The organism is Pseudarthrobacter sp. R1, from assembly GCF_024494415.1.
GTDB lineage: Bacteria > Actinomycetota > Actinomycetes > Actinomycetales > Micrococcaceae > Arthrobacter.
Genome location: NZ_JAMKFI010000009.1, coordinates 143,527 through 167,646, shown reverse-complemented (window position 1 = coordinate 167,646; position 24,120 = coordinate 143,527). Strand labels below are relative to the sequence as shown.

At 65.0% G+C, this 24,120-nt stretch carries 19 protein-coding genes and 1 pseudogene; 4 read left to right on the top strand and 16 right to left on the bottom strand.

The features are described from left to right. Positions 1–41: 41 nt before the first annotated feature. From M8J71_RS18000 to M8J71_RS17965, 8 genes and pseudogenes are all read right to left on the bottom strand, one after another. Positions 42–290 carry a hypothetical protein gene (locus tag M8J71_RS18000; RefSeq protein WP_256249174.1) on the bottom strand — a complete coding sequence of 83 codons (249 nt, stop codon included), beginning with the start codon at positions 288–290 and terminating at the stop codon, positions 42–44. 112 nt (positions 291–402) lie between these two features. Beyond that, entirely contained in the window at positions 403–1,221 is an 819-nt protein-coding gene (locus M8J71_RS17995; RefSeq protein WP_256249173.1) for an HAD family hydrolase, read from the bottom strand. 32 nt (positions 1,222–1,253) lie between these two features. After that, a complete protein-coding gene (locus tag M8J71_RS17990) occupies positions 1,254–1,421 on the bottom strand; it encodes a hypothetical protein (RefSeq protein WP_256249172.1) in 168 nt (55 codons plus the stop codon). Between the two features lie 67 nt (positions 1,422–1,488). Continuing rightward, positions 1,489–2,310, bottom strand: a pseudogene (locus M8J71_RS17985) (acyl-CoA dehydrogenase family protein); the annotation flags it as partial. A gap of 225 nt (positions 2,311–2,535) precedes the next feature. Next, complete coding sequence (locus M8J71_RS17980) at positions 2,536–3,243, bottom strand: GTP cyclohydrolase II (RefSeq protein WP_256249171.1); 708 nt, start codon at positions 3,241–3,243, stop codon at positions 2,536–2,538. Positions 3,244–3,335: 92 nt separating this feature from the next. After that, positions 3,336–4,157: an IclR family transcriptional regulator gene (locus M8J71_RS17975; RefSeq protein WP_256249170.1), complete on the bottom strand. Its 822-nt coding sequence runs from the start codon at positions 4,155–4,157 to the stop codon at positions 3,336–3,338. Positions 4,158–4,293: 136 nt separating this feature from the next. Then, positions 4,294–5,547 (bottom strand): aminopeptidase P family protein, encoded by a 1,254-nt coding sequence (locus tag M8J71_RS17970; protein ID WP_256249169.1) that lies wholly within the window; start codon positions 5,545–5,547, stop codon positions 4,294–4,296. 50 nt (positions 5,548–5,597) lie between these two features. Continuing rightward, entirely contained in the window at positions 5,598–7,001 is a 1,404-nt protein-coding gene (locus M8J71_RS17965) for an MFS transporter (protein ID WP_256249167.1), read from the bottom strand. Between the two features lie 462 nt (positions 7,002–7,463). Here M8J71_RS17965 and M8J71_RS17960 point away from each other — a divergent pair, with 462 nt between their 5' ends. The 3 genes from M8J71_RS17960 (at position 7,464) to M8J71_RS17950 (ending at position 11,650) form a co-directional block, all read left to right on the top strand. Next, on the top strand, positions 7,464–8,570 hold the full coding sequence (locus tag M8J71_RS17960) for an S-(hydroxymethyl)mycothiol dehydrogenase (protein WP_256249166.1): 1,107 nt from the start codon (positions 7,464–7,466) through the stop codon (positions 8,568–8,570). After that, positions 8,570–9,190, top strand: coding sequence for an MBL fold metallo-hydrolase (locus M8J71_RS17955; RefSeq protein ID WP_256249165.1), 621 nt, complete (start codon positions 8,570–8,572; stop codon positions 9,188–9,190). Before M8J71_RS17960 ends, M8J71_RS17955 begins: the two co-directional genes overlap by 1 nt. A 99-nt stretch (positions 9,191–9,289) precedes the next feature. Continuing rightward, positions 9,290–11,650: an FdhF/YdeP family oxidoreductase gene (locus tag M8J71_RS17950; RefSeq protein WP_256249164.1), complete on the top strand. Its 2,361-nt coding sequence runs from the start codon at positions 9,290–9,292 to the stop codon at positions 11,648–11,650. A 77-nt stretch (positions 11,651–11,727) separates the two neighbouring features. On the opposite strand, the gene M8J71_RS17945 is transcribed toward M8J71_RS17950, so the two are convergent. The 7 genes from M8J71_RS17945 to M8J71_RS17915 form a co-directional block, all read right to left on the bottom strand. Next, positions 11,728–11,946 carry a hypothetical protein gene (locus M8J71_RS17945; RefSeq protein ID WP_256249163.1) on the bottom strand — a complete coding sequence of 73 codons (219 nt, stop codon included), beginning with the start codon at positions 11,944–11,946 and terminating at the stop codon, positions 11,728–11,730. A 186-nt stretch (positions 11,947–12,132) separates the two neighbouring features. Beyond that, positions 12,133–13,662, bottom strand: coding sequence for an HNH endonuclease signature motif containing protein (locus tag M8J71_RS17940; RefSeq protein ID WP_256249160.1), 1,530 nt, complete (start codon positions 13,660–13,662; stop codon positions 12,133–12,135). A 116-nt stretch (positions 13,663–13,778) separates the two neighbouring features. Then, entirely contained in the window at positions 13,779–16,286 is a 2,508-nt protein-coding gene (locus M8J71_RS17935) for a GcvT family protein (RefSeq protein ID WP_256249159.1), read from the bottom strand. A gap of 37 nt (positions 16,287–16,323) precedes the next feature. Continuing rightward, entirely contained in the window at positions 16,324–17,253 is a 930-nt protein-coding gene (gene purU, locus M8J71_RS17930; RefSeq protein WP_256249158.1) for a formyltetrahydrofolate deformylase, read from the bottom strand. A gap of 3 nt (positions 17,254–17,256) precedes the next feature. After that, positions 17,257–19,179, bottom strand: a complete 1,923-nt coding sequence (locus tag M8J71_RS17925) for a BCCT family transporter (protein ID WP_256249157.1) — start codon at positions 19,177–19,179, stop codon at positions 17,257–17,259. 260 nt (positions 19,180–19,439) lie between these two features. Next, on the bottom strand, positions 19,440–20,855 hold the full coding sequence (locus M8J71_RS17920) for a ferredoxin reductase (protein WP_256249156.1): 1,416 nt from the start codon (positions 20,853–20,855) through the stop codon (positions 19,440–19,442). Next, positions 20,852–22,156: an aromatic ring-hydroxylating oxygenase subunit alpha gene (locus tag M8J71_RS17915; protein ID WP_256249155.1), complete on the bottom strand. Its 1,305-nt coding sequence runs from the start codon at positions 22,154–22,156 to the stop codon at positions 20,852–20,854. The genes M8J71_RS17920 and M8J71_RS17915 overlap by 4 nt, the downstream gene beginning before the upstream one ends. Positions 22,157–22,307: 151 nt before the next feature. Between M8J71_RS17915 and M8J71_RS17910 the strand changes: the two genes are divergently transcribed. Beyond that, entirely contained in the window at positions 22,308–23,240 is a 933-nt protein-coding gene (locus M8J71_RS17910) for a LysR family transcriptional regulator (protein ID WP_256249607.1), read from the top strand. Between the two features lie 64 nt (positions 23,241–23,304). On the opposite strand, the gene M8J71_RS17905 is transcribed toward M8J71_RS17910, so the two are convergent. Then, positions 23,305–24,114 (bottom strand): IclR family transcriptional regulator, encoded by an 810-nt coding sequence (locus tag M8J71_RS17905; RefSeq protein ID WP_256249154.1) that lies wholly within the window; start codon positions 24,112–24,114, stop codon positions 23,305–23,307. Positions 24,115–24,120 lie beyond the last annotated feature (6 nt).

Genomic DNA, 24,120 nt, shown 5'->3' with positions numbered 1-24,120 from the left:
CGTACCGGAGCCGCCGGGATGCGCAGCAGGGTGTGCCCGGCCTAATCCTCCTCGGGAAGGATCTCCACGCCGTCGCTGCAGTGCAGCAGCGTGCGGCCGCGGCCGCCGTCGAGGTTTATCCACACCGCGGTGTGGTCCCCGGTGATGGCGTCCACCAAGCCGCCGCTCTCGAAGCCGGGCGTGAAGACTACGCGGACGCGGTCGCCCTGGCGCAGTTGCTTCCAATGCGGCGCGGGCGTTGCCCTGCGCAGCGGCACATCAACAGCGTCGTGCTTGACGTTTTTTGCCATCGTTACCCCTTGAGCCGTAAGGGGAGCTCTTGGTCCCCTTCGCTCCACGGTAGGGAGCAAAAGTGAACACAAGGTGAGCGTCAGCTGGAAATTTGCCCGCTGGCAGGCGGGATCAGGGAAGTTTGACGCCCAAAGACGCCAGGCGGGCCTCAAGGATCTGGGCCACGCCGTCGTCGTCAAAATGCGGTGCCTGCTGCCCGGCGGCGCGGATTGCCTCCGGGTGGCCGCTGGCCATCGCGTAGCCATGGCCGGCCCAGCGGAGCATCTCGATGTCGTTGGGCATGTCCCCGAACGCCACAACATCGGCGGCGTCGATGCCCAGCGCGGCGGCGTATTCCGCCAGCGTCACGGCCTTGTTGACGCCGGGCAGGCACAACTCCAGCATGGAGACGCCGGGGGATGAGTGCGTGGCCGCGGCCAGATGTTCGACGGCGGGCCTCACCTCCGCCAGGAAGTCATCGGCGGTCCCCTCCCGGACAATCGCGAGGAACTTCACGACGGCGTCGTCCGTGGTGAGGGTTTCGGCCAGCGGCGCCGGGGTGAATTCCGAGAGCAGTTCGGAGGAGCCGTTTTCGATGAAGCCGGGCTCGAGGTGGAAGCCTGTCAGTGTCTCCGCGGCGAAGAGGGCGGCCGGGCGGAGCTCCTTGATGATGCGGCGGAGCTCCAGCACGGAATCGATGGCCAGGGTATGGGCGGACACGAGCTGTTCAGCTTCAAGGTCCCAGACCACGGCCCCGTTGGAACAGATGACGGTTCCGGTATGCCCGAGCTGGTCCTGCAGGGGGTGGAGCCAGCGCGGCGGCCGGCCGGTGACAAAAACGAGTTCGACGCCGGCGTCGCGGCAGGCGTGGAAGGCGCGGACGGTGCGGTCGCTGATCTTTCCATCGTGCCCAAGGATCGTTCCGTCAATGTCACTTGCTACCAACCGCATCCTGCCAGTCTACGTGGCGGTCCCGCGCGCCCTTACTGGAACTGGGGGACGGTGGGGCCCAGGCCGAGGAGGCCGCGTCCCGCCTGCTCAAGAATTGGATCGGTGGCCAGCGTTGGATGGTTGAGCAGAACAGCCATATCCCGCTGGATTCTTTGGAGTGGATGGGAGAGCCGGTGTGCGCTGCCGCCGGAGGCCGCCATGATCAGGGTTGACTGCCTGGGCCGACGCCTCACCGCTGAGGGCGAAGGAAAGCCGGTACTGCGCTGTTTCGTCGTCAGTCATGGTCCGCGGATGGCCCCGGTGGGAGGCAGCCACCAGCCGCGCCGCTTCCGCCCAATGCAGCCGTGCCGTACCGACGAGCCCGTAGGCCTGTGCAAACCGCGCCTGGGCGAGGGGAGAGTCCGCCTGACGGTTCTCCACCGTGTTCTTGACCTTTCGCCTCAGCAGGTGTCCCCGGAACAGGTCCAATGCGTACTCGGCTCCGCCCAATGCCACGGAAGGTGCAACGAGATTCAAGAGCGTGGCCAGGGGCGTGTGGATGATTGGATCCGGATGGATACGGCTGCCGGGATTGTCCGCAGCCGCCAGCGAAGACCATTCGAGCGCCCTGTAAGCGGGGACAAACAGGCCTTCTGCGTGGATGTCGTTGCTTCCGGTTCCCCGCAGGCCGGCCGTGTGCCAGGTATCCACAACGTCGACATCCTGGATTGGAACGAGGCACTGCAGCCGGACGTTGTTGTGCTCCACTGCCAGGAGCGCCCATTGCGAGTGCAGCACTCCCGAGGCGAAGCTCCAGCGGCCGCTGATGCGGAAGCCGCCGGGCACATTTTCAGCGGTTCCGACGGGGGCGGCGGTGGCAGCTGCCAGCGGACCCGGGCCTGCGGCGAAGACTTCATCCTGGGCCGTCTGGGGCCACCGCGAGAGCATCCAGACGTGCTCGAGGAGGTGCCCGACATTCCAGGCCGTGGAAGGGCAGCCCGTTGCGAGCCGGCGGACTACCTGAATATAGGTTTCCAGGCCCATGCCGTATCCACCCACCCCCTTAGGAGCGAGGATCTTGAAGACGCCCGCCTCCTTCAGCTCCGCCATGGTGCTCTCGGGGATGCGCCGGAGGCGTTCCGTTTCCTCGGCGCGCTCCCGCAGCCGGGGAATGATGGCATCGATGCGGGTAAGCATCTGGTTATGCGTGGGGATCTGCGCCGGCACCTGCGACGGGTCCGGCTCCTTGAATCCGGCGAACGGAGTCTCAGGGAAGGAAGCAACGTCTGCAGCGACGTCGTCAAGGAAGATTGTCATGGCGGTCCTGTCCTGGTTTCAGGCCGGGAGATTCAGCGTGTGAGCGGTGTGGTCGCGCTTGGCCGCCAGGTAACGGTGGTTGGCTTCGGAGAGGTGCACGCCGGTGGGAACCTGCTCGGCGACGTTGATGCCGTGGCTGCTGAGTTGCGCCGCCTTGTCCGGGTTGTTGCTCAACAGCCGGATGGAGTCCACACCCAGGGTGGCGAGCATCTGGGCGGCAGCGGTGTAGTCCCGTTCGTCCTCGCCGTGCCCCAGGGCAACGTTGGCTTCGTAGGTGTCCAGGCCCGTGTCCTGGAGTGCGTAGGCATCCAGCTTTGCGTAAAGACCGATTCCGCGGCCTTCCTGCCGGAGGTAGAGAAGGAAGCCGCCGGTGGCCGCAACGGCTTCGACACCTTCGCGAAGCTGGGGCCCGCAGTCGCAGCGTTCACTGCCGAAGACGTCGCCGGTGAGGCATTCACTGTGGAGCCGGACCAGGGGCGCCGGGCGCCCGGGCCCCTGCTGCAGCAATGCCTGTTCCCATTCGCCCAGCGCGAGGAGCAGGTGCTCTTTGCCATCGGCCAGCCCGTGGAAGGTCATGACGTCGGCCGGGACCGTGAATCCGTCGTCGAACCGAAGCGGCACGGAGACCTGGCTCCGGACAGTTACCTTGCTTCCCGCCGCTTCCTGGGTCCACGCAGTGGCGGCATTGGCGAAGCCGGGGACGTGCTGTTCAAAGGTTGCGGTCATGTCAGTTCCTAGCGGAGGTGGTTGAATCTTCAACTAACCCTACGCCTTATTACTTGAAGCTTCAAGCCTTTGATGAAACAAACCGCAGGACCTCAGCCTCCCCCAGGAACTCCTTGCTTCCGGCCCCTTCCGCCCAGCCGGGCAGTGACCTTGGCTGCCGCGGCGGCACAGGATTCGCCGAGCGCCTTCAGCCGGTCCTGGGACACCCGGAACCGTGGCGCCGGGATCAGGACAGCAGCCACTACCTCGCCGCGATGATCGTAAACGGGTGCTGCCAGGCCCACCTCGTCGATGGAGGTTTCCCCATAGTTGATGGCCCAGCCACGCTTGAGGTCGTCCTTCAGGCGGACCAGGTAGGCGTCCAGGCTCGACTCGTCCAAGCCGGGGCAAGTGATGGCACCGCTGCTAAGGAGGGAACGGACGCGGCCTTCGGGTTCCTGCGCAAGGAACACCTGCACCGAGGCGCTGAGGGCATCGTTGTACCGGGCGCCCAGCGGGGTGGTGTGCTTGATCTGGTGGTGGCTGGCGATCTGCTCGACGCAGATGGATTCATCACCGCTCCAGACCATGAGGGCGCTGGTTTCGCCGGTCTGCTCCGACAGCTCGCGCAGCACGGGGTAGGCGACACGCCGCTCTTCCAGTTCCGCCAGCAGGGGGCCGGCCACGGCGATCAGTCCGAGTCCAAGCCGGAAGCGGCGGGTCTCGGCGTCACGTTCCACCAGGTGTTCCTGTTCGAAGGTGGCCAGGATCCGCGAGACGGTGCTCTTGTGCAGCCCTACGCGGTTGGCGATCTCGGTGACCCCCAGCAGGGGCTCGTCCGCGGTGAAAGTGCGGAGGACGGCGATCGCGTTGACGATCACGGAGGCGCCCTTGGTGTCGCCGTTGCCTGTGGTCTCGGGTTCTGTTGCGCTCATGGTGGTACCCATCATTCCTTAGCGGGCGCCGGAAGCGGCGCCAGGTTGATGACGCCGCTTCCGGTTCGTTCCCTAATGGGGCCACCGCCGCCGCGTTCCCCCGCCACGTCTTCGAGGCGCGGGCGCGGCAGGGGAACTATGCGCCGATGATGTTGTACTCGGGCCCAAACGGGAACTTGGTGATGTTCTCCGCGCCGTCCTCCCCCACCACCAGGATGTCGTGTTCGCGGTAACCGCCGGCGCCCGGCTGTCCGTCTAGGACCGTGATCATGGGTTCCATGGACACCACCATGCCGGGTTCGAGCACCGTGTCGATGTCCTCGCGGAGTTCCAGCCCGGCTTCGCGGCCGTAGTAGTGGCTGAGGACGCCGAAAGAGTGTCCGTAGCCGAAGGTGCGGTTGGCCAGCAGGCCGTAGCCGACGTAGATCTCATTGAGCTCAGCGGCGATGTCCTTGCACACCGCACCGGGCTTGATCAGCTCAAGGCCGCGCTTGTGAACCTCGACGTTGATGTTCCACAGTTCCAGCGAGCGGGCATCAGGTTCGCCGTAGAACAGCGTCCGCTCAAGGGCCGTGTAGTAGCCGGAGGTCATGGGGAAGCAGTTCAAGGACAGGATGTCGTGTTCCTGGATCTTCCGGGTGGTGGCCCAGTTGTGCGCGCCGTCGGTGTTGATGCCGGACTGGAACCACACCCACGTGTCGCGGATTTCAGAGTTCGGGAAGGTGCGGGCGATCTCGTGCACCATGGCCTCGGCGCCGATCAGTGCCACCTCGTACTCGGTGATCCCTGCGGTGATGGCGTTGCGGATGGCTTCGCCGCCCAGGTCGCCGATGCGTGCTCCGTGCTTGATGACCTCGATTTCTTCGGCGGACTTGATCATGCGCTGGCGCATGGCTGCCTGGGCGACGTCCACGAGGGCTGCGGACGGGAATGCTGCCTGGATCTTGTTGCGGTTGTCCAGCGGCAGCGAGTCGTCCTCGACGCCCAGGCGGCGCGGGTTGATGCCGCGGGTGCGCAGGACTTCCTGGATGGCGAAGATGTAGTTGTCGCGGCGCCAGTCCGTGTAGACGATGTTGTCGCCGTAGCTTCGGCGCCAAGGCATCCCGGCGTCGATATTGGCCGTGACGGTGACGGTGTCATCCTGGGTGACCACCATGCCGTAGGAGCGGCCGAAGGTGGTGAAAAGGAAGTCGGAGTAGTACTTGATGGAGTGGTAGCTGGTGAGGACAACGGCGTCGAGGTCCTTTTCCGCCATGATCCGGCGGAGCCCGGCGAGCCTGCGTTCGAACTCTGCATCGGAGAAGGTGAGGGTGACTTTTTCGCCATTCTTGAGGACCTTCGTGCGCTCCAGTTCGGCGACGGTGGTTGCGTTCTCGGTGGTGATGGTCATCGTGGTGATGCCTTTCTGTGGTGCGTTTCTTCAGGTGGTTGGGAGGAAAGCTAGTCGCGGCGCAGGGGCTCTTTGCAGGTTTCCCTGGACAGGGCCACGGCGATCAGGGAGACGACGGCGGCAGCCACCAGGTACCAGGCCGGGGCCAGGTCGCTGGCTGTGGCAGCGATCAGCAGCGTTGCCATAAACGGGGCGGTGCCGCCGAAAAGGGCGTTGGAGAGGTTGAAGCTGACCGCGAAGCCGCTGTAGCGGACGCGGGTGGGGAACATTTCCGCCAGGAAGCTGGGCAGCGTGCCGTCGTTCAGGGTGAGCATGGCGCCCAGGAGGATCTGGACCAGGACGATCACCAGGAAGTTCCCGGTTCCCAGCAGCGCGAAGGCGGGGACGGTGAGGACGATGAAGGCAACCGATGCACTGATCAGCACCTTCTTGCGCCCGTACCGGTCCGAGAGCATGCCGGTGAGGAAGATAAAACCGATGTAGGTGACCAGCGCGATGGTGGTGGCCAGGAATGATTCGGTTTCACCAAGGCCCAGCTCCGAAGACAGGTACGTGGGCATGTAGCTGAGGATCACGTAGAAGCCGACGGCGTTGAGCAGCACGGCCCCGACCGCTTGCAGCAGCTGCCGCCAGTGGTTCCGGAAGAGGCTGGACACGGGCGCCTTGGCGGCCTGGTCCTCGGCGGCCAGTTCGCGGAACACGGGGGTGTCCTCGAGCTTGGTCCGGATATACCGGCCGATCAGGCCCATTGGGGCTGCCAGCAGGAACGGCAGCCGCCAGCCCCAGCTGTGCATCGCTTCGGTTGACAGCAGGGTTGTCAGCAGGCCGGCGATAAGTGAGCCCAGGAGCAGGCCGGCGGCAGTGCTGGCCGGGACCACTGCGGCGTACAGGCCGCGCCTGTTGGCGGGGGCGTATTCCACCAGGAAGGCCGACGCTCCGGCGTATTCACCCGAAGCGGAGAAGCCCTGGACCACCCTGATCATCAGGAGCAGGAGGGGCGCCCAGATACCGATCGTGTCGTAGCCCGGAATCAGCGCTATGCAGAAGGTTGCTCCGGACATGATCAGGATCGAAAGGGAGAGTGCCGTCCGGCGGCCCACCTTGTCGCCGATGTGGCCCCAGACGAAGCCGCCCAGTGGGCGCACCAGGAATGAAATCGCAAAAAGGGCGAAGGTCAGGAGGAGTCCGGTCTGCGGATCGGACTCCGGGAAGAAGACTGTCGCGATGGTGACGGCCAGGTAGCCGTAGACGGCATAGTCGAACCATTCGACGAAGTTGCCGATGAAGCTGGCGGCGATGACCCGGCGCCGCGTTTCCTTGCTGACGGCGTTGTCTGCAAGTTCAGGTTTGTTCCCGCCCGGCGCGCCGGCAGCGAACGTGGAGCCGGGCTGGCTGCCGTTCAGCTCCGGGCCCTGGTCCCGCCTGCGGGCGGGAGAGGAAGTTTCGTTACTCATGGATCCACCAAATTGTTGGGGTTGCAATCAGCGCAACGCTGTTGCAACAGACTAAGCGTGATGGGGGCCACAGTCAATGGTTGTTGCGGACCGCACAAAAGGGCATCCGACTGCCGGTGGCGCGTGGGCCAAAAGGAAGCGGACTGCAGGGCCGCGAATGGCACTTGTTGCACGGAGAGGACGTGAGTTGCAGGCAGCAGCTAAAGTTGACTACTGAGGAGCAGGCGGCCCCGCCTAGCACTCGAACGTTCTATTGACACGCCGTGTGACGGCTGACATATTTCCAGTACGCGCTGTGCGCATCATGTTGTGTAATGCGCAATTCGTTGGCAGTAATCAGGCCGACTACCCGCCACCCTGCCTGAGGCACGAGAATAAGAAGTCGGGCTGAACTCGGGCCGAACGAACTGCCCGGGGCACCGCCCCCAGAGTCCCGGGACTAGGAAAGGAACACCCCAGCTAATGGTTCATAAAGTCAAGGCAGTCATTGCCAGGGAAAAGAACGCTCCAGTGTCGGTGGAGACCATCCTGGTCCCGGATCCGGGCCCGGGCGAGGCCCTGGTGGATATCCTCACGTGCGGGGTCTGCCACACGGACCTGCATTACAAGCAGGGCGGCATCAACGACGACTTCCCGTTCCTGCTGGGCCATGAGGCCACCGGTGTGGTCAGTGCGGTCGGTGACGGCGTCACTTCGGTCGCCCCGGGTGACCGCGTCATCCTGAACTGGCGCGCCGTGTGCGGTGAGTGCCGTGCCTGTGCCAAGGGCCAGCCCCAGTACTGCTTCAACACCGCGAACGCCACCCAGAAGATGACCCTCGAGGACGGCACGGAGCTCTCGCCGGCCCTGGGCATCGGTGCGTTCGCCGAGAAGACCCTCGTCGCGGCTGGACAGTGCACCAAGGTGGACCCCGAGGTTGATGCCGCCGCCGTCGGGCTGCTCGGCTGCGGCGTGATGGCCGGCATCGGTGCCGCGATCAACACCGGTGAAGTCAAGCGCGGCGAATCCGTGGCTGTGATCGGCTGCGGCGGCGTGGGCATCGCCGCGATCGCCGGGGCCAAACTGGCCGGCGCGACCACCATCATTGCCGTGGACATTGACGCGAACAAGGTGGAGATGGCCAAGTCCCTGGGCGCTACGCACGGCATCGACTCCAGCAAGGAAGACCCCATCGAGGCCATCCGCGCCCTGACCAACGGCAACGGGGCTGACGTGGTGATTGACGCCGTCGGCCGACCGGAAACGTACAAGCAGGCGTTCTACGCCCGCGACCTCGCCGGCCGCGTGGTCCTGGTGGGCGTCCCGACGCCGGAGATGCAGCTGGAACTGCCGCTGCTGGACGTCTTCGGCCGCGGCGGGTCGCTGAAATCCTCCTGGTACGGCGACTGCCTGCCCTCCCGCGACTTCCCCATGCTCGTGAGCCACTACAAGCAGGGCAACCTGGACCTGGACGCCTTTGTGTCCGAGCGCATCAGCATCGACCAGGTGGAGGAAGCGTTCGAGAAGATGCACGAGGGCAAGGTCCTGCGCTCCGTTGTTGAACTGCCTGCCGCGGGGGCGGCTTCCTGATGGGCGTCCGGATCGAAAACCTGGTCACCTGGGGGACTTTTTCGCTCGACGGCGGCACCTGGGACGTGGACAACAACGTCTGGATCGTGGGCAATGACGCTGAATGCGTCATCATCGATTCCCCGCACGACGCCGCCGCAATCATCAACCAGGTGGGCGGCCGGAAGGTCAAGGCCATCCTGCTGACCCATGCGCACAACGACCACATCGGCGCGGCACGTGAGGTCGCGGACGCCGTGGGTGCCCCGATCTACCTGAACCCGGAAGACCTGGTCCTCTGGGAGCAGGTCTACCCCGGTTCAAAGCCGGACCGGGAACTGGCCGACGGGGACCTGTTCGACGTGGGCGGGGCCAGCCTGCGGGCGATCCACACCCCGGGCCACTCCCCCGGCTCCACCTGTTTCCTGCTGGAGAGCGAGGGGACCGTCTTCACGGGGGATACGCTCTTCAACGGCGGCCCCGGCGCCACGGGCCGCTCCTTCAGTGACTACCCCACCATCCTGGCTTCCATCCGGGAACGCCTGCTTCCGCTCCCGGCCGAAACCGTGGTCCGCACCGGCCATGGCGACAACACCACCATCGGCGCCGAGCGGGAGACGCTGGCGAAGGTGTCCCAGTAGCCATCGAAGTAACAGAAGTGTCCAGCAAAGGCGCGCCAGGAACCTTGGTGCGCCTTTGCTGGTGCCAGAACTACGTATGCCGGTAAGGAAGTTGGAACAATGAAGTTCGGTAAGCAGCCCGCACCTGTTGCGGACATCAATGAGGACGAACTTTCCGTCCACAAGCCCAAGACCGAGGCGGCGGGCGTAAAGGCCGTCATGGTGGCGCTCGAACGCGCGGTGGCGCAGGCCGGAGTCACCCGGACGGCGCAGTCCCTGCTGCGGCTGAACCAGCGCGGGGGTTTCGACTGCCCGGGCTGCGCCTGGCCGGAATCGGACAAGAAGCGCAAGGCGGCCGAGTTCTGCGAGAACGGTGCCAAGGCCGTGGCCGAGGAAAACACGCTCCGCACGGTGGGCTCCGAGTTCTGGGCCAAGCACTCCATCGCCGAACTCTCCACCAAGACCGAGTACTGGCTCGGTAACCAGGGCCGGCTGAGCGAACCGGTGGTGATCCGCGCCGGGGAAACGCACTACTCGCCGATCTCCTGGGCTGACGCGTTCGAGCTGATCGGTGAACACGTCCGGGCCACTACGGCAGACCGGTGCGTTTTCTACACCTCGGGCCGGACCGCGAACGAGACAGCGTTTATGTACCAGCTCTTTGCCCGGGCATTGGGGACCAACAACCTGCCGGACTGTTCAAACATGTGCCATGAGTCCTCCGGCTCGGCTCTGAACCCCACTATCGGGATCGGCAAGGGCACCGTGTCGCTGGATGACATCCATGATTCCGAGCTGATCTTCGTGGTGGGGCAGAACCCCGGAACCAACCACCCGCGGATGCTGTCCGCGCTGAAGGAATGCAAGGACAAGGGCGGCAAGGTCGTGGCCGTCAACCCGCTGCCAGAGGCTGGCCTGTTCAACTTCAAGGACCCGCAGACCGTCTCCGGTGTGGTGGGCGGCGGCACGCCGCTGGCCGATGAATACCTGCAGATCAAGGTGGGCGGGGACCTCGCCCTGTTCCAGGCCCTTGGCCACCTGCTCCTTGAAGAGGAAAAGCGGAACCCGGGTTCGGTCGTCGACCATTCCTTCATCGCCGCGCAGACCGACGGGTTCGATGCCTACCGTGAAGCCCGCGCGGAGCTGGACTGGGCCGAAACGGAGAAAGCCACCGGCCTGTCCCGGGACCAGATCGAAACCGTTGCCGGGATGCTGATCCGGTCCAAGGCCACCATCTTCTGCTGGGCGCTGGGCGTGACGCAGCAGCCGCACTCGGTGGACACCATCAAGGAAATGGTCAACGTCCTGCTGCTGCAGGGGAACTTCGGCAAGTTCGGTGCCGGCGCCTGCCCGGTCCGCGGGCACTCGAATGTCCAGGGCGACCGGACAATGGGCATCTGGGAGAAGCCGAAGGAGTGGCTCCTGGAGGCCCTCGACACCGAGTTCGGGATCACCTCCCCGCGGCACCACGGCTATGACGCCGTCGAAGCCATGGAAGCGTTCGAACGCGACGAGGTGGACGTCTTTGTCTCCATGGGCGGAAACTTCTCGCTCGCCTGCTCTGACACCGAAACCCTGGAAGCCGGGATGCAGCGGATCGGCCTGACCGTGCACATCTCCACCAAACCCAACCGCTCCCACATCGTCCACGGCCGCACCTCGCTGATCCTGCCCACCCTCGGCCGGACGGACAAGGACGACAAACACCCCAACGGCGCCCAGTTCCTCTCCGTGGAGGACTCCATGTCCGTAGTCCACTCCACCCAGGGCCGGCTGACGCCGGTTTCGGAACACCTGCTCGCCGAGCCGGTCATCGTGGCCCGCATGGCCGAGGCCACGTTCGGCCCGAACCATCCGGTGGACTGGAAGGCCATGGCCGAGGACTACGACGTCGTCCGGGACCACATCGAACGCGTCCTGCCCGGCTTCGAGGACTTCAACGCCCGGGTCCGGACCAAAAACGGGTTTGTGCTGCCCAACCCGCCCCGGGACACCCGCTCCTTCAAAACCGACATCGGCCGCGGCCGGTTCACCGTCAGCCCGCTGGAATACCTCACCCCGCCCGAGGGTCACCTGGTCCTCCAGACCATCCGCAGCCACGACCAGTACAACACCACCTTCTACGGCCTGGACGACCGCTACCGCGGCATTTCCGGTGGCCGCCGCGTCATCCTCATCCACCCCGAAGACCTGACAGAACTGGGCTTCCAGGACCGGGACCTCGTGGATGTGGTGAGCACCTTCCGCGGCCACGACCGGACAGCAGACAAGTTCCGGCTCGTGGCCTACCCCACCGCGAAGGGCTGCGCCGCCGCGTACTTCCCCGAAGCCAACGCCCTGGTCCACAAGGAAAACGTCGCCCGCGAATCCAACACCCCCGGCTTCAAGGCCATGTTCGTCCGCTTCGTCCCGCACCTGGCGGAAACCGCGGAAGTGGAGGCCGCCGGGGAGCTCGAGCCGGAGCCCGCCGCAGTGGGCTAGTTCTAAGACAGGGAACAGCTACGGCGACATTCCGCACCTGCCGGATTGTCGCCGTCGCTGTTTGCCCACTGGGTCGCTTACACCGGGTTGTTGCCGTCAGGCTGCGCTTCAGGATCCAGGTCATCACCGTAGCCGCTGGCGGAAGCAAGCCCGCCCACCTGTTGTCCCGCATTGGTTTGGCCCGGCGTAAAGCCGCTGTCTGGAGCTCCTTTGGGTTCTCCCCCGGTCTCCGGCGCGACGTCCTGCCGTAGGTGCTCGTCGTCCGGAATGTTCTTGGAAACCTCGTCATCTGCCATCCCACCAGCCAAGCACCAGCCGAAGGTGGCTGCAAGGGGAAGTCGCTTCGTAACTCAGATCGTTGGACCAGCGCGCAGCATTCAGGCACCGGCTGGTTAAGCGGTAATGCACAGGCAACCTGCTGGTTGAGCATGACTGACCTCGGGAGGTTTGGGAGCGGCTGGGGAGTGACGTCCAGCGACGAGTCAGGCGGGTGGGGCATGCAGGAACCGGCTGAGCCCTTCTTCGCCTGCGGAGAGCCCAATGTAGGCAAAGTCCGGAGGATTCCCGGAGGCTAGGTGTAGCTGGTGTGGCCACTGCGGTGGTTCCCAGTCGTGGTGTTCGGCTTTGTAGTGGCGGCCGGTGGGTGAGGTCCAGCCGGGTGGTTCGGTTTTGGTGGCTTGGGTGGGTGTCCAGCCGGTGGCATGTTTGAGGCGGTGATGTTTGGGGCAGAGTTGCGCCAGGTTGCTGATGCCCGTACGCCCGCCGTGTTGCCATGCTCGAAGGTGGTCTGCCTCGTTGTCGAGGGATGGGTTGTTGCAGCCGGGGAAAGTGCATCTGCCATCCCGGAGCTGCAGTGCCTTTTTCATGGCCATGGTAAGGCGGTAGCTGGTGCGGCCGATCTCCAGCGGCGCCCCGTCCCGCGGATCCACCAGCACCCGGTAAAACGAACCCGCACCATTGGCCACCAGCTGCCGCGCCATCGACGGCGGGATGGGTCCGTACCCGTCGAGCATTGCGGGTTCATCGGTGAGGCCCATCAGCGAGAATACCGGCACGGTGACGAGCACCTGGGCCCGAACTGACAAAGGGGTGGTATCCGTTCCTGCGCCTGCCCCATCGCTGGGACCTGCCCCGTCGCCGGTGTCTGTGCTGCCTACAGGGACCCCGGAACTGTCACTACTACCGCGACTGGTAGCGCTATTGGTCCCGCTAGTGAGGATCGCTGAGGCGAATTCGTCGGCTCGGATTTGGGTGAGGGTGCGGGGCTCGTCGGGTCCTTGTGCGGCCCGGGAGAGCGCGTTGAGGCGGTTCCAGCCTGCCAGTGCTTGTTCGGCTGGGAGGTAGGCGGAGAGCCAGGACATGCCGTCCTGGTCCGGCCTGTATTCGACGCGCCGGTCGGCCAGTGCTTTGGCGTGGCGTTTCTCGATGCTTTCTGTGTGGTGGCGTTCGCGCCAAGTGCGGGCTTTGATCCGAAGCCGGTGCGCGGGTATTTCCCCGATCGTCGCCGCGGTGGCAGGCCTGGGTGTGTCCGGGTCGAGGAAGTGGGCTTCCAGGGCAGCGGCGCCGGCCGGATCAAGGGTGGCTGCCTCGTCCACGAGGGCCAAGGCATGCTGCCAGGAGATCGCTCCGGACTGCAGGGCCGAGAGTGTCAGTGGCAATGTCTTGTCTAGGGCGTGGGAAGCGGCCAGGAATGAACCTGCTGACCGCGGCCCGATGGCCAGCACGGACCCGATTTCCGCGGCGACGGCCATTTCCTGCGCCTGCACCGGCATGTCGGGCGCGATGGCCTGCGCCGTGTCCGCATACTTCACAGCGGCCCGGGCCTTCAGACCCGCGAACCCGGCCTCCGCCGCCCGCGCCCCGGCAAGGATGTCCAGGCACCCGTCCGCAAGCCCGGCCAGCGGATCTGCAACGGAGAACGCCTCCGAACCACAGCCATCCGTCTCAGCGTTGAGCACAGCAAGAGCCGCATTGATGTCCTCAAACGCCTTCGCCACCGCCGCTTTCCCCATAAATCAATCATGGCAGGGGGGTCTGACATTCCTGCGTGCACGCGTGAAACCGGGGGCCGCCCGTTCGGCGACCCCCGGTTGTCGAAGACGGAGCGGGGCTCAGACCATGGTTTAGGTCAGCCGCGGAGGCGCTCCATGCCCGGATCAAACAGCGGCTCCGCGGAGACGGTCGCGGCGATGCGCTTGCCGAAGTACTCGACCTCCACCGAATCACCGATGGAAACCGACGCCGGCAGCCAGGCGTACGCGATCGGCTTGCGCACCGAGTAACCGTAGGCGGCACTGGTGACGTAACCAGCCGCTTCCCCGGCCACGTACACCGGTTCCTTGCCCAGCACGAGGGAGGTGCCGTCGTCGACCGTCAGGCAGCGCAGCGCGCGTGTGGCCGGCTGCTCCTTGCGTGCCGCAAGGGCCTCGGCACCAACAAATCCGGTCTTGTCCTTGGCGATGGAGAAGCCCAGGCCGGATTCGTAGGGGTGGTGCTCGGACGTCATGTCCGTGCCCCACAGCCGGTAGCCCTTCTCCAGCCGCATGCTGTTGAATGCCCCGCGGCCGGCGGCAACGATGCCGTGCTCCTGGCCCGCCTCGAACAGCAGGTCCCACAGCTTCAGGCCGTACTCGGCGGTGGTGTACAGCTCCCAGCCGAGTTCGCCCACGTAGGAGAGGCGCATGGCCGTGACCGGGATGCCGCCCACCGAGATTTCCTTGGTGCGGAAGTACTTCAGGCCGTCGTTGGTCAGGTCATCGGAGCTGACCTTGCCGATCACTTCACGCGCCAGCGGCCCCCACAGTCCGATGCAGCAGGTGCTGCCGGTGATGTCCGAAACGTGCACCCACTGGGCGGGATCGGTGGCCGACTGCTTGCGGGCCTCCACCCGGAGGTAGTCGAAGTCCACGTTGCTGTTGACGCCAAGCTGGAAGTCCTCCTCCCCCAGCCGGGCGACGGTCACGTCACTGCGGATGCCGCCGTCGTGCTCGAGGAGCAGGCAGTAGGTGACGGCACCGGGCTTCTTGGTGATGTTGCCCGTGCTGAGCCGGTGCAGCAGATCCTGCGCACCGGGGCCCACAACGGACAGCCGCTTCAGCGGCGTCATGTCGTACAGTCCGACGGCGGTGCGCGTCTTCCACGCCTCGGCCGCGGAAATGGGGGAAGAGAACATGGCGGACCATTCGTCCCGCTCGGGCGCCTGCCACTCTGCCGGCAGGTCCGCCAGCAGGCCGCGGTTGGCTTCGAACCAGTGCGGGCGCTCCCAGCCGGCGGACTCCAGGAAGAACGCTCCGAGTTCCTTCTGGCGGACGTTGAACGGGCTGACCCGCAGGTCCCGCGGCGATTCCTTGGGCTGCAGCGGGTGCAGGATGTCGTAGATTTCGACGAAGTTCTGTTGGGACGTTTCGCTGACGTAGGCGTCGGAGGTCTGGACTTTTTCGAAGCGGGTGAGCTCGCAGCCGTGCAGGTCCGTGCGGGACCGGCCTTCCACCAACAGCTCCGCCATTGCCTTGGCCACGCCGGCCGAGTGCGTCACCCAGACGGCTTCGGCCACGAGCAGGCCTTCGAGGTCGGGCGCCTCGCCCATGATCGGTCCGCCGTCGGGGGTGAAGGAGAAGATGCCGTTGAAGCCGTCCTGGATCCCGGAGCTGCGCAGTGCCGGCAGCAGGTCCTGGCTGTCCTCCCACGCGGGCAGGAAGTCTTCCAGGGTGAACTCCAGGCGGGAGGGCATGCGGTGGTCCGACATTTCCTCTGCGGCGACCTTCGGCAGGGCGGACATGTCCACCGGCATGGGGCGGTGGGCGTAGCTGCCGATGCCGATGCGGTTGCCCCATTCGCGGTAGTACAGGTCCTTGTCCTGGTAGCGCAGGATGGGCTTGCCGGCGCCCTGGGGGAGCTCGTTGACGCCCTCGAGTTCGGGCAGCGGGGTGCTGATGGCGTACTGGTGGGCCAGCGGCAGCAGCGGGACTTCCAGCCCCACCATCTTGCCAAGTTCCCGGCCCCAGAAACCTGCACAGGACACCACGAGGTCCGCCGGGATCAAACCCTCGGACGTTTCCACGCCCGTCACCTTGCCGCCCTCCTGGGCGATCCCGGTGACGGTGGTGTTGCCCTGGTACGTCACGCCGGCCTCGCGCGTGCGCTCGATCAGCAGCTGCACCGCACGGGCGGCCAGGGCCAGGCCGTCGGTGGGGATGAGCAGGCCGCCCAGGACTTCGCGGCCGCCGGTGAGCTTGCCGGTGTTCAGGAGGGGGTAGATCTTTTCGCATTCGTCGGCGTCGACGATCCGGCTTTCGACGCCCCAGGAGGTCATTACGCCCATCTTGCGGTGGAGGTCGGCGAGGCGCTCGGGGGTGGTGGCCAACTCCAGGCCGCCTACCTGGTTGAAGCAGGATTCGCCGTCCTTGCTCAGGGCGAGGAACTTGTTGACCGTGTAGGTGGCGAACTCGGTCATGGTCCGTGACTGGTTGTTCTGGAACACCAGGCCCGGCGCGTGCGAGGTGGAGCCGCCGGCAAGTTCCAGCGGGCCCTGTTCCACCACCGTGATGTTGGTCCAGCCCCGGGTGGCGAGTTCGTCGGCAAGGTTGGTTCCGACAATGCCGGCGCCGATAATGACAACGCGTGGTGATGCGCTCATGGTGTAGTTCTCCTGTTTTGCGTGGCGGGCGTTGGCGTTAGCGGAAGACGACGGTGCGGGTGTTGTTCAGCAGGACCCGGTGCTGGCAGTGCCACTTAACCGCGCGGGACAGTGCCTGGGATTCGGCGTCCCTGCCTACCGTGACCAGTGCGTTGGGGTCGAGGCTGTGGTCCACCCGGAACACTTCCTGCTCGATGATCGGGCCCTCGTCCAGGTCTGCGGTGACGTAGTGCGCGGTGGCTCCGATGAGCTTCACGCCGCGGTCATAGGCCTGGTGGTAAGGCTTGGCCCCCTTGAACCCGGGCAGGAATGAGTGGTGGATGTTGATGGCGCGGCCGCGGAGGGTCTTGCTGAGACCGTCCGAGAGTACCTGCATGTAGCGGGCCAGGACCACCAGGTCTGCCTGGTACTCCTCCACCAGTTCCAGCAGCCGCGCCTCGGCCTGCGGCTTGGTGTCCGCGGTGACCGGGACGTGGATGAACGGCAAACCGGCGGCTTCCGCCATGGGGCGGAGGTCCTCGTGGTTGGACACCACGACGGCGATCTCCGCACCCAGGCTGCCGGCGCGCCAGCGGAAGATCAGGTCGTTGAGGCAGTGGCCGAACTTCGAGACCATTACCAGCACCCGCTGGGGGCGGCCGTCGTGGATGGCGAACTCCATGTCGAACTCATCGGCAACGGCGGCGAATTCCGTGCTGAGGCCTTCAGCGGAGACTTCCTTGTCTCCCGGAGTGAAGGCCGTGCGCAGGTAGAGCTTGCCGCTCATGTGGTCATCGAACTGCTGGTGTTCAACGATGTCGAAGCCGCGATCAGCGAGGAATGCGGTGATGGCCCGGACGATTCCGGGGCGTTCCGGGCACGCAAGGGTGAGGACATACTGTGCTGTGCCGGTACTGCGGACGCTGGGGACGGCGCCGGCTTCGGCCGTGGCATTGGCGGTCGGGCGGCCTTCGAGGACTGTGGTCATGGTCTACTCCTGGTTCTTGGCGGGGGCTTGGGTGTCAGCGGGGGACGCCGCGCAGGGGCCGCCGTCCGAACAGCGCTGATCACATTGGTGCTTGGTAACGAGATCGAACTGGACGCCGCCGTGCTGGTCCACGCCGGTCCGGATGGCGCGCTCCACCACTGAGTCAGCCAGCCGCCGCCGCAGGGACAGCGGATCCCGGCGGAGGTCCTTCACCAGGGCGAAGCAGAGCAGCAGCATGACCAGTACGAACGGCAGGGCGGCAACGATGGTGATGCGCTGCAGGCCGGACAGTGCCTCCGAAGGCTCGTCTCCGCCGGCCAGCATCATGACGGCGGCAACCACGCCGGTGAGGAGGCCCCAGAAGATGACCAGGCCGCGCTTCGGGTCCGAGGATCCGTTGGAGCTCAACGACGCCATGATGATCGACGCCGAGTCGGCTCCCGTAATGAAGAAGATCGCCACCAGAACCATGGCGAGGACGATGACCGCCGCGGTGAGCCAGGCCGGCATGGACATGTTCTTCACCAGGTCGAACAGGGCTCCGTCAAAGTCAATGGAAGGTGACCCGCTGGCCATGGACACAAGGCCGGCCGCGCCTGCCTTGTCCGCGTCTTCCTGGATCTTGAAGGCCGTTCCGCCGAAGATGCCGAACCAGACGACGCTGACGATGCTGGGCACCAGCAGGACGCCGGTGACGAACTGCCGGATGGTGCGGCCGCGGCTGATCCGGGCGATGAACATGCCCACGAAAGGCGTCCAGGACACCCACCAGGCCCAGTAGAAGATGGTCCAGCCGGACATCCAGGTGCGCAGGGCCTCGTCACCGACGGCCTCGGTGCGGGAGGACATTTCGGCCAGGTCCCTGGCGTAGTCGCCCACCGCGGCCGGGATGAGGTTGAGGATGAACAGCGTTGGCCCTGCGATGAAGACGATGAGCGCCAGGACAACGGCCAGGACCATGTTGATGTTGGACAGCCACTGGATGCCGCGGCTGATGCCGGACACCGCCGAGGCCACGAAACACGCAGTCAGGATGGCTACGATGGCCACCAGGACGGGGGTGCCGATCTCGCCGATCCAGCCGTTCGAGCTCAGGCCGCTGCCGACTTGGAGGGCGCCAAGGCCCAGGGATGCCGCCGTGCCGAACAGGGTGGCGAAGATCGCCAGGATGTTGATGAACTTGCCTACCGGCCCTTCCACCGTCCTGATGCCGAACAGCGAAGTGAAGGCCGCGGAGATCAGCTGCCGGCGGCCCAGGCGGTATGTTCCGTAGGCCATGGCAATGCCGACGACGGCGTACATCGCCCAGGGATGCAGGGTCCAGTGGAAGATGGAGGTGGCCATGGCGGTCTGGATGGCCGCGGGGGTCCGCCCGTCCACCGTTCCGGGCGGTGGAGAGATGTAGTGGTAGAGAGGCTCGGCCACGCCGTAGAACATCAGGCCGATGCCCATGCCGGCCGCGAACATCATGGCGATCCAGGAAACAGTCCGGAACTCCGGCTTTTCCCCGTCCTTGCCGAGCGGGATGTTGCCCCATTTTCCGAGGGCCAGCCAAAGGACAAAAACGACGAACAGCGATGCCAGGACCATAAAGAGCCAGCCGGTGTACTCCATCACCCAGTTGAGGGCGGAAGTTGAGGTGGCGGAGAGGCTGTCCCGGCCGAGGAAGCCCCAGGCCACGAAGGCCAGGGCGAGGACTCCGGTGATGCCGAAGGTTGCCTTGTCGAGGGTGAGCTTACGGTTCCGCCGCTTCGCAACAGCCTGCTCGGCCTTGGTCTGGCGGAGTTCCTGCATGATCTGCTGGGTGTCCTCCGCGTCCTGTGAGTCGTGGGAGGAAGAAGGGTTTTCCGGTGCAGGAACGGGTTTGGGCTCCTCCAGCTCAAGGGGGGGTTGGGCATCCGGGCGGATGTCGCTGTTCAAAGCCATGTCAAGTCCTTTGGTTTGAATTCATGGGCTGGCGCTGTACTCCGGCGTTCACACGCCGGGCGGAAGATAGGGGCCTTCCTGGCATTCAGTAATCAGGGTCAGCTTTACTTTGATCGGGGCGGTTGTTCCGCAGAGATCAACACGTCTCGTAATAAGCAACAGAGTGGCCTGAGTCGCAACTACCTGTCAAGGTTTTTCCGAAGTTTGAAGCCCTATTTCAGGGGTTTCGGCTGAGCCTTGACAGGGGGCTGGAACAGGGGTCAGGCATCGATCACCAGGTCCGTCTGCGCGATGGAGCAGCAGGGCAGGAACTTGCCTGCAGAGATTTCCCGTGCCCGGATCCCGCCCTGGTGGTTCATCTCGATCTCCCCTGAAAGCTTGACGACCTTGCAGGAGCCGCACATGCCTTCCTTGCAGTTCGCGCCAATCCTGACGCCAGCACGCTGGGCCACCTCGAGGATCCGCTCGGTGGGGTCGATCCGCACATTGAGGCCGGTTCGCATGAAGGACATGGTGAGGCTGCCTGTCCCCACCGTGTCGAAGCTCGAGGCATCAGGGGAACCGGCTTCAGGCTGCCCGCCTTGGATGTCGACGGCGGGGTTGGAGCCGGGTGCGTCCGGGTCGCTTATTTCCAGCGGCAGCCCTGAGGCCTGCAGCGTCCCGTCGGCATCGTAGCCGGGCTCGTAGAGCCCGAACGCGGCGGGCTGGCTTTCGTAGTAGTCCTCGGCAGATCCGGCGATTTCCTCGGCGATCTCCTCCGCGACGTCGGCTGCAAGGGACACTTCCTGCTGGTATTCAAGGAGCGTCTGGCGGTCTCCGGAGAAGAACTCCATGTAGATGGAAGTGTCATCCACCCCCACCTTGTTGAGGAGCTCGGTGGCGGTGTTCAGATAACCCTCGGGACCGCATGCGTACACCTGGCGGCCGTTGGCATCGGGGGCCACCTCCTCGAGCATGGCCGCAGTCAGCCTTCCCCTGAGCCCTTCCCACCCCTCCGGTACAGTGCGGTCGCCCAGGGAGTAGTGGACCTTGACGCGTGAATCCACGGAGGCGATGTAGGCCAATTCCCGGTGGAAGGCAAAGCCGCCGGCATCCGAGCCGTGGTAGAGCACCACAACATCGGCGTGTCCGGGCAGGGAGTGGATGGTCCGGACCATGGACATGATGGGAGTGATGCCTGCACCGGCGGCAAGTAGGAGATATCGCGCCCGGCGGTCGGCGTCGGGCAGGTGGAATGCTCCCACCGGTCCCAGCATCTCAAGGACGGTTCCGGGTTTGATGTTCTCGTGCACCCATGGCGAGACCAGTCCAGTGGGGTCGCACTTGACGGTAATACTGAAGGTCCATGGCTCGGTGGGCGAACTGGACAGCGAGTAGCTGCGGTCCACTGGCTCCTGGTCATGGCCATTCACGGGAAAGGCGATGTTCACATACTGGCCCGCACGGAACGCCAGGGGCGCACCGTCGCATCGGCGGAACACGAACGTCATCATGGCGCCGGCCTCGGGAATGGTCTCGACGCATTCGGCCATAAACTCCTGCGGATGCCATGGGCCAAGTGCACGGGCCGCCCGGGCGGGCGCTTCGGTGCTTCCCATCACCCTGTTCCACGGCATCTCAAGACCGCGGATACGCTGTGGTTCCTGGATTGCCGTCTCAGTGACGAGTTCAATCATGCCAAGTGCTCCTGCACGCGCTGCACGTACCAGTTGATGAATGCCTCCACCTGGTATTCGCTCTTCATGTAAGGACCGGGCTCATAGGCGGGGCTGCCGGCACCCTGCTGGCAGAGCTCCACGAACGCCTTGTCCTGCAGGTTCGTCTGCTTCCACGTGTAGGTGAGCTTCTCCAGGTCGTAGTCGACGCCTTCCACGGCATCGTCAGCCACCAGCCACGTGGTGCGTACGAGGCTCTGGTGTTCGTTGATGGGGAAGACCCCAAACGTGATGACGTGGTCGCCGAGGAAATGGAACCAGCTGTTGGGCTGCAGGTGCATCGAGCAGCGGCCAAGGCGGAAGTCGCGCAGGTCACCGAGCAGCTTCTTGGAAAGCCTGCGCCCGTCGGCGGAGAACGATTCGCCCTCTCCATCGAGTGATTCCCGTGAGATGCGGATTCCCGCGAGGCGAGTGTCAAGCTGCTCCACCACCTCGTAGGGAAGGCCGTAGCGGCGGCAACGTTCCTCGAGGGAGGACTGGGCCTCCTTGTTCCGGTTCCACACTTCCTCAAGGTGGGGCGGGATCAGGCCCTCCGTCAGGCCCCAGGTGGGGAAGAGGGAGCAGGCGAGCTCGGGGTGGCCGTCGCAGTGGTAGCACTCACGGTTGTTCTCCATGACGAGCTTCCAGTTGCCCTCTTCGATGATGTTCTGCTGGTAGGCGATTTTCGTCTTCGAGAGGTCGTGCGGCGCCAGGTAGGGCTCAAAGATCTTTGCGGTGTCGTCGAAGTCGCTCGGCGGTTCATCGGCAATGCAGACGAAGATAAGCCCGGCGACCTCGCGGCCGTGGGCGCGCTTGAGGCCGAAGCAGCTCTTGTCGAACTTCGTTTCCCCCGGCGCGGAGGCATGGATCAGGTTGCCCTCCGGGGAGTAGGTCCAGGAGTGGTAGCCGCAGACCAGGTTTCCGGTTGACCCGGCAGCTTCGGTCAGAACCCGGGCGCCGCGGTGGCGGCATACGTTGTGCAGGACGTTTACGGCGCCGTCGTCGTTGCGCAGCACGATCAGGGAGTAGGGCCCGTAGTCAACGGTGACATAGTCGCCCGGCTCCGGCAGTTCGGCGGTGCTGGCGGCAAAGATCCAGTGCCGGCCAAAAATGGCCTCCATGTCGATGGTGAAGATCGAGCGATCAGTGTAGAAGGGGGCATCAAGGGAGAAGCCGGTGCGCCGGAATTCAAACAACGCGGTAATTTCTGCCAGCTGCTCGGCAGGCAATGATGCAGCGAGTTTTCCGCGTGAATTGAGGGGCACGTTCACTGAAGCAGTCATGGGTTTCCTCCCGGGAGGCCTGGGTAGTGGGTGTTGCGTGTTGACCACGGGTGCGGGCGGCACGGCCGAAGAACTTGTAGTGATGAGATTAGGGTCACAAGAGCTGCAACAAAAGCGCAAGATTTCGACGATGACCATGCAAAATAAGTGCATGATCGATGCAAGGCTCATCACCCTCCGCGTGTTCGCCAGGTGCGGCACCATAGGCGCGACCGCGGAGCTCACGGGCTACTCTCCCTCTGCCGTCTCCGCGCAACTGCGGGAGCTCCAGCGGGTGCTTGGAATGCAGCTGCTGACGAAAGACGGCCGGGGCGTTCGGCTTACGGCGACGGGACGCTTTCTGGTGGCGGGCTCGGATCCCCTCATTGCCCAGTGGGAGAGCCTGCGCGCAGCAGCCATGGAGGCCGGCGACCAGGTGCAGTCCCACTTTGGCCTCGGCGGATTTTCCAGTGCGGCCGCCCAGTTGCTCGCACCGCTGGCCGCCACCCTGCGCTCAACACGCCCCCTGCTGGAGGTGCAGGTTCTGGAGGCTGATCCGGCCCGCTGCTTCGACTTGTTGGTTGCGGAACGAATCGACCTTGCAGTCATTGTCGCCATGCAGTCGGACAGTTTTGGTGAGGACGATCCGCGCTTCGAGCAGAGAGTTCTGCTCGACGATCCACTGGACGTGATCATTCCCGGTGACCATCCGCTGGCATCACGGGAAACAGCGACGCTCGAAGAGCTGGCATCGGAACCTTGGATCACTGAGGCCGCCGGATCCGCCTACCATTCCCTCTTCACGGCGGCGTTCACGGCAGTCGGGGTGACACCGCGGATTGCCCATGAAGCCGTCGAATGGGAAACCCACATCGCGTTCGTGGGTGCGGGGCTGGGCGTCGGCCTGTTGCCGCGGCTGGCGCCCTTGCATGGCGCCGAAAACGTGGTTCGGCTACGCATCACCGGTAAGGCGAAACCCACGCGCCGCATTGTGGTCGCGGTGCGCAGGGGCAGCATCGCCTCACCTCTTATCCAGGAGTCCCTCGGCATCCTGCAGGTCAACGCCAGTCGGATCCTCACCGCCCGGCTCGAAGAGGACGTCTGAGCGCTGCCGGCGTGGGGCGTCCTGGCGTTCGGCAGCTTCCTGTCCTCCCGTGGACGCTGATGCCCTAGCGGCCGGTGTAGCCCATCTTGGCGCTGACCTGCAGCCCTCCCTGCTTCAGCGCTTCGATCAGTCCCGGGATCTCTTCAGGATCAAAGCGGAAAGCCGGGCCTGAGATGCTGATGGCCCCGATCACGGCACCCAGGTGGTTGTAGACGGGAACGGCGGCCGCCGTCAGACCGATCTCGAATTCCTCGCGCACCACACCATAACCGGCGCGGGCGACGGCGAGCAACTGGTTTTCAAGTTCCTTGCGGTTGGTGATGGTCCGGGGAGTCCGCGCCGGCAGGCCCGTCTCCTTCAGGATGCGGTCCCGATCTTCGGCCGGCAGCGCGGCAAGCAGGACCTTCCCGCTCGAGGTGGCGTGCAGCGGCGTCAGGTTGCCTACCCAGTCATACGTGGCCAAGGTCGAAGGCCCCATTGCCTGGTCTACGTTCACCGCGTAGTTGGAGCGCAGCACGGCAAGGTTGACTGTTTCCTTGAACTCGTCCGCCAGGCCTTCCAGGACGGGCCGTGCCTCCCGGACCAGGCTGAGCCTGCCCGGGATGGAACTGGCCAGACGCAGGATGCCGAAGCCCAGTTGGTACTTTCCGCGCTCGCTGTTCTGATGGACCATTTCCCTGGCCACCAACGAGCCGAGGAGGCGCGAGACCGTGGACTTATGGATGCCCATCTCCTCGGCGATGTCGCTGACGCCTGCATGGCCGTCGCGAGCCAGGATTTCCAGCACCGCGAGTGCCCGGTCCACAGACTGAACGCCGCCCGGCTGCCCGCCCTCAACACCATTGTCAGATTCAGGGTCAATGTTCGAAGCCATGATGCA

Coding starts and splice junctions, on each gene's coding strand:
- M8J71_RS18000 (WP_256249174.1), bottom strand. CDS start 290: ATGGCAAAAAACGTCAAGCACGACGCTGTTGATGTGCCGCTGCGCAGG.
- M8J71_RS17995 (WP_256249173.1), bottom strand. CDS start 1,221: ATGCGGTTGGTAGCAAGTGACATTGACGGAACGATCCTTGGGCACGAT.
- M8J71_RS17990 (WP_256249172.1), bottom strand. CDS start 1,421: ATGGCGGCCTCCGGCGGCAGCGCACACCGGCTCTCCCATCCACTCCAA.
- M8J71_RS17980 (WP_256249171.1), bottom strand. CDS start 3,243: ATGACCGCAACCTTTGAACAGCACGTCCCCGGCTTCGCCAATGCCGCC.
- M8J71_RS17975 (WP_256249170.1), bottom strand. CDS start 4,157: ATGAGCGCAACAGAACCCGAGACCACAGGCAACGGCGACACCAAGGGC.
- M8J71_RS17970 (WP_256249169.1), bottom strand. CDS start 5,547: ATGACCATCACCACCGAGAACGCAACCACCGTCGCCGAACTGGAGCGC.
- M8J71_RS17965 (WP_256249167.1), bottom strand. CDS start 7,001: ATGAGTAACGAAACTTCCTCTCCCGCCCGCAGGCGGGACCAGGGCCCG.
- M8J71_RS17960 (WP_256249166.1), top strand. CDS start 7,464: ATGGTTCATAAAGTCAAGGCAGTCATTGCCAGGGAAAAGAACGCTCCA.
- M8J71_RS17955 (WP_256249165.1), top strand. CDS start 8,570: ATGGGCGTCCGGATCGAAAACCTGGTCACCTGGGGGACTTTTTCGCTC.
- M8J71_RS17950 (WP_256249164.1), top strand. CDS start 9,290: ATGAAGTTCGGTAAGCAGCCCGCACCTGTTGCGGACATCAATGAGGAC.
- M8J71_RS17945 (WP_256249163.1), bottom strand. CDS start 11,946: ATGGCAGATGACGAGGTTTCCAAGAACATTCCGGACGACGAGCACCTA.
- M8J71_RS17940 (WP_256249160.1), bottom strand. CDS start 13,662: ATGGGGAAAGCGGCGGTGGCGAAGGCGTTTGAGGACATCAATGCGGCT.
- M8J71_RS17935 (WP_256249159.1), bottom strand. CDS start 16,286: ATGAGCGCATCACCACGCGTTGTCATTATCGGCGCCGGCATTGTCGGA.
- purU (WP_256249158.1), bottom strand. CDS start 17,253: ATGACCACAGTCCTCGAAGGCCGCCCGACCGCCAATGCCACGGCCGAA.
- M8J71_RS17925 (WP_256249157.1), bottom strand. CDS start 19,179: ATGGCTTTGAACAGCGACATCCGCCCGGATGCCCAACCCCCCCTTGAG.
- M8J71_RS17920 (WP_256249156.1), bottom strand. CDS start 20,855: ATGATTGAACTCGTCACTGAGACGGCAATCCAGGAACCACAGCGTATC.
- M8J71_RS17915 (WP_256249155.1), bottom strand. CDS start 22,156: ATGACTGCTTCAGTGAACGTGCCCCTCAATTCACGCGGAAAACTCGCT.
- M8J71_RS17910 (WP_256249607.1), top strand. CDS start 22,308: ATGATCGATGCAAGGCTCATCACCCTCCGCGTGTTCGCCAGGTGCGGC.
- M8J71_RS17905 (WP_256249154.1), bottom strand. CDS start 24,114: ATGGCTTCGAACATTGACCCTGAATCTGACAATGGTGTTGAGGGCGGG.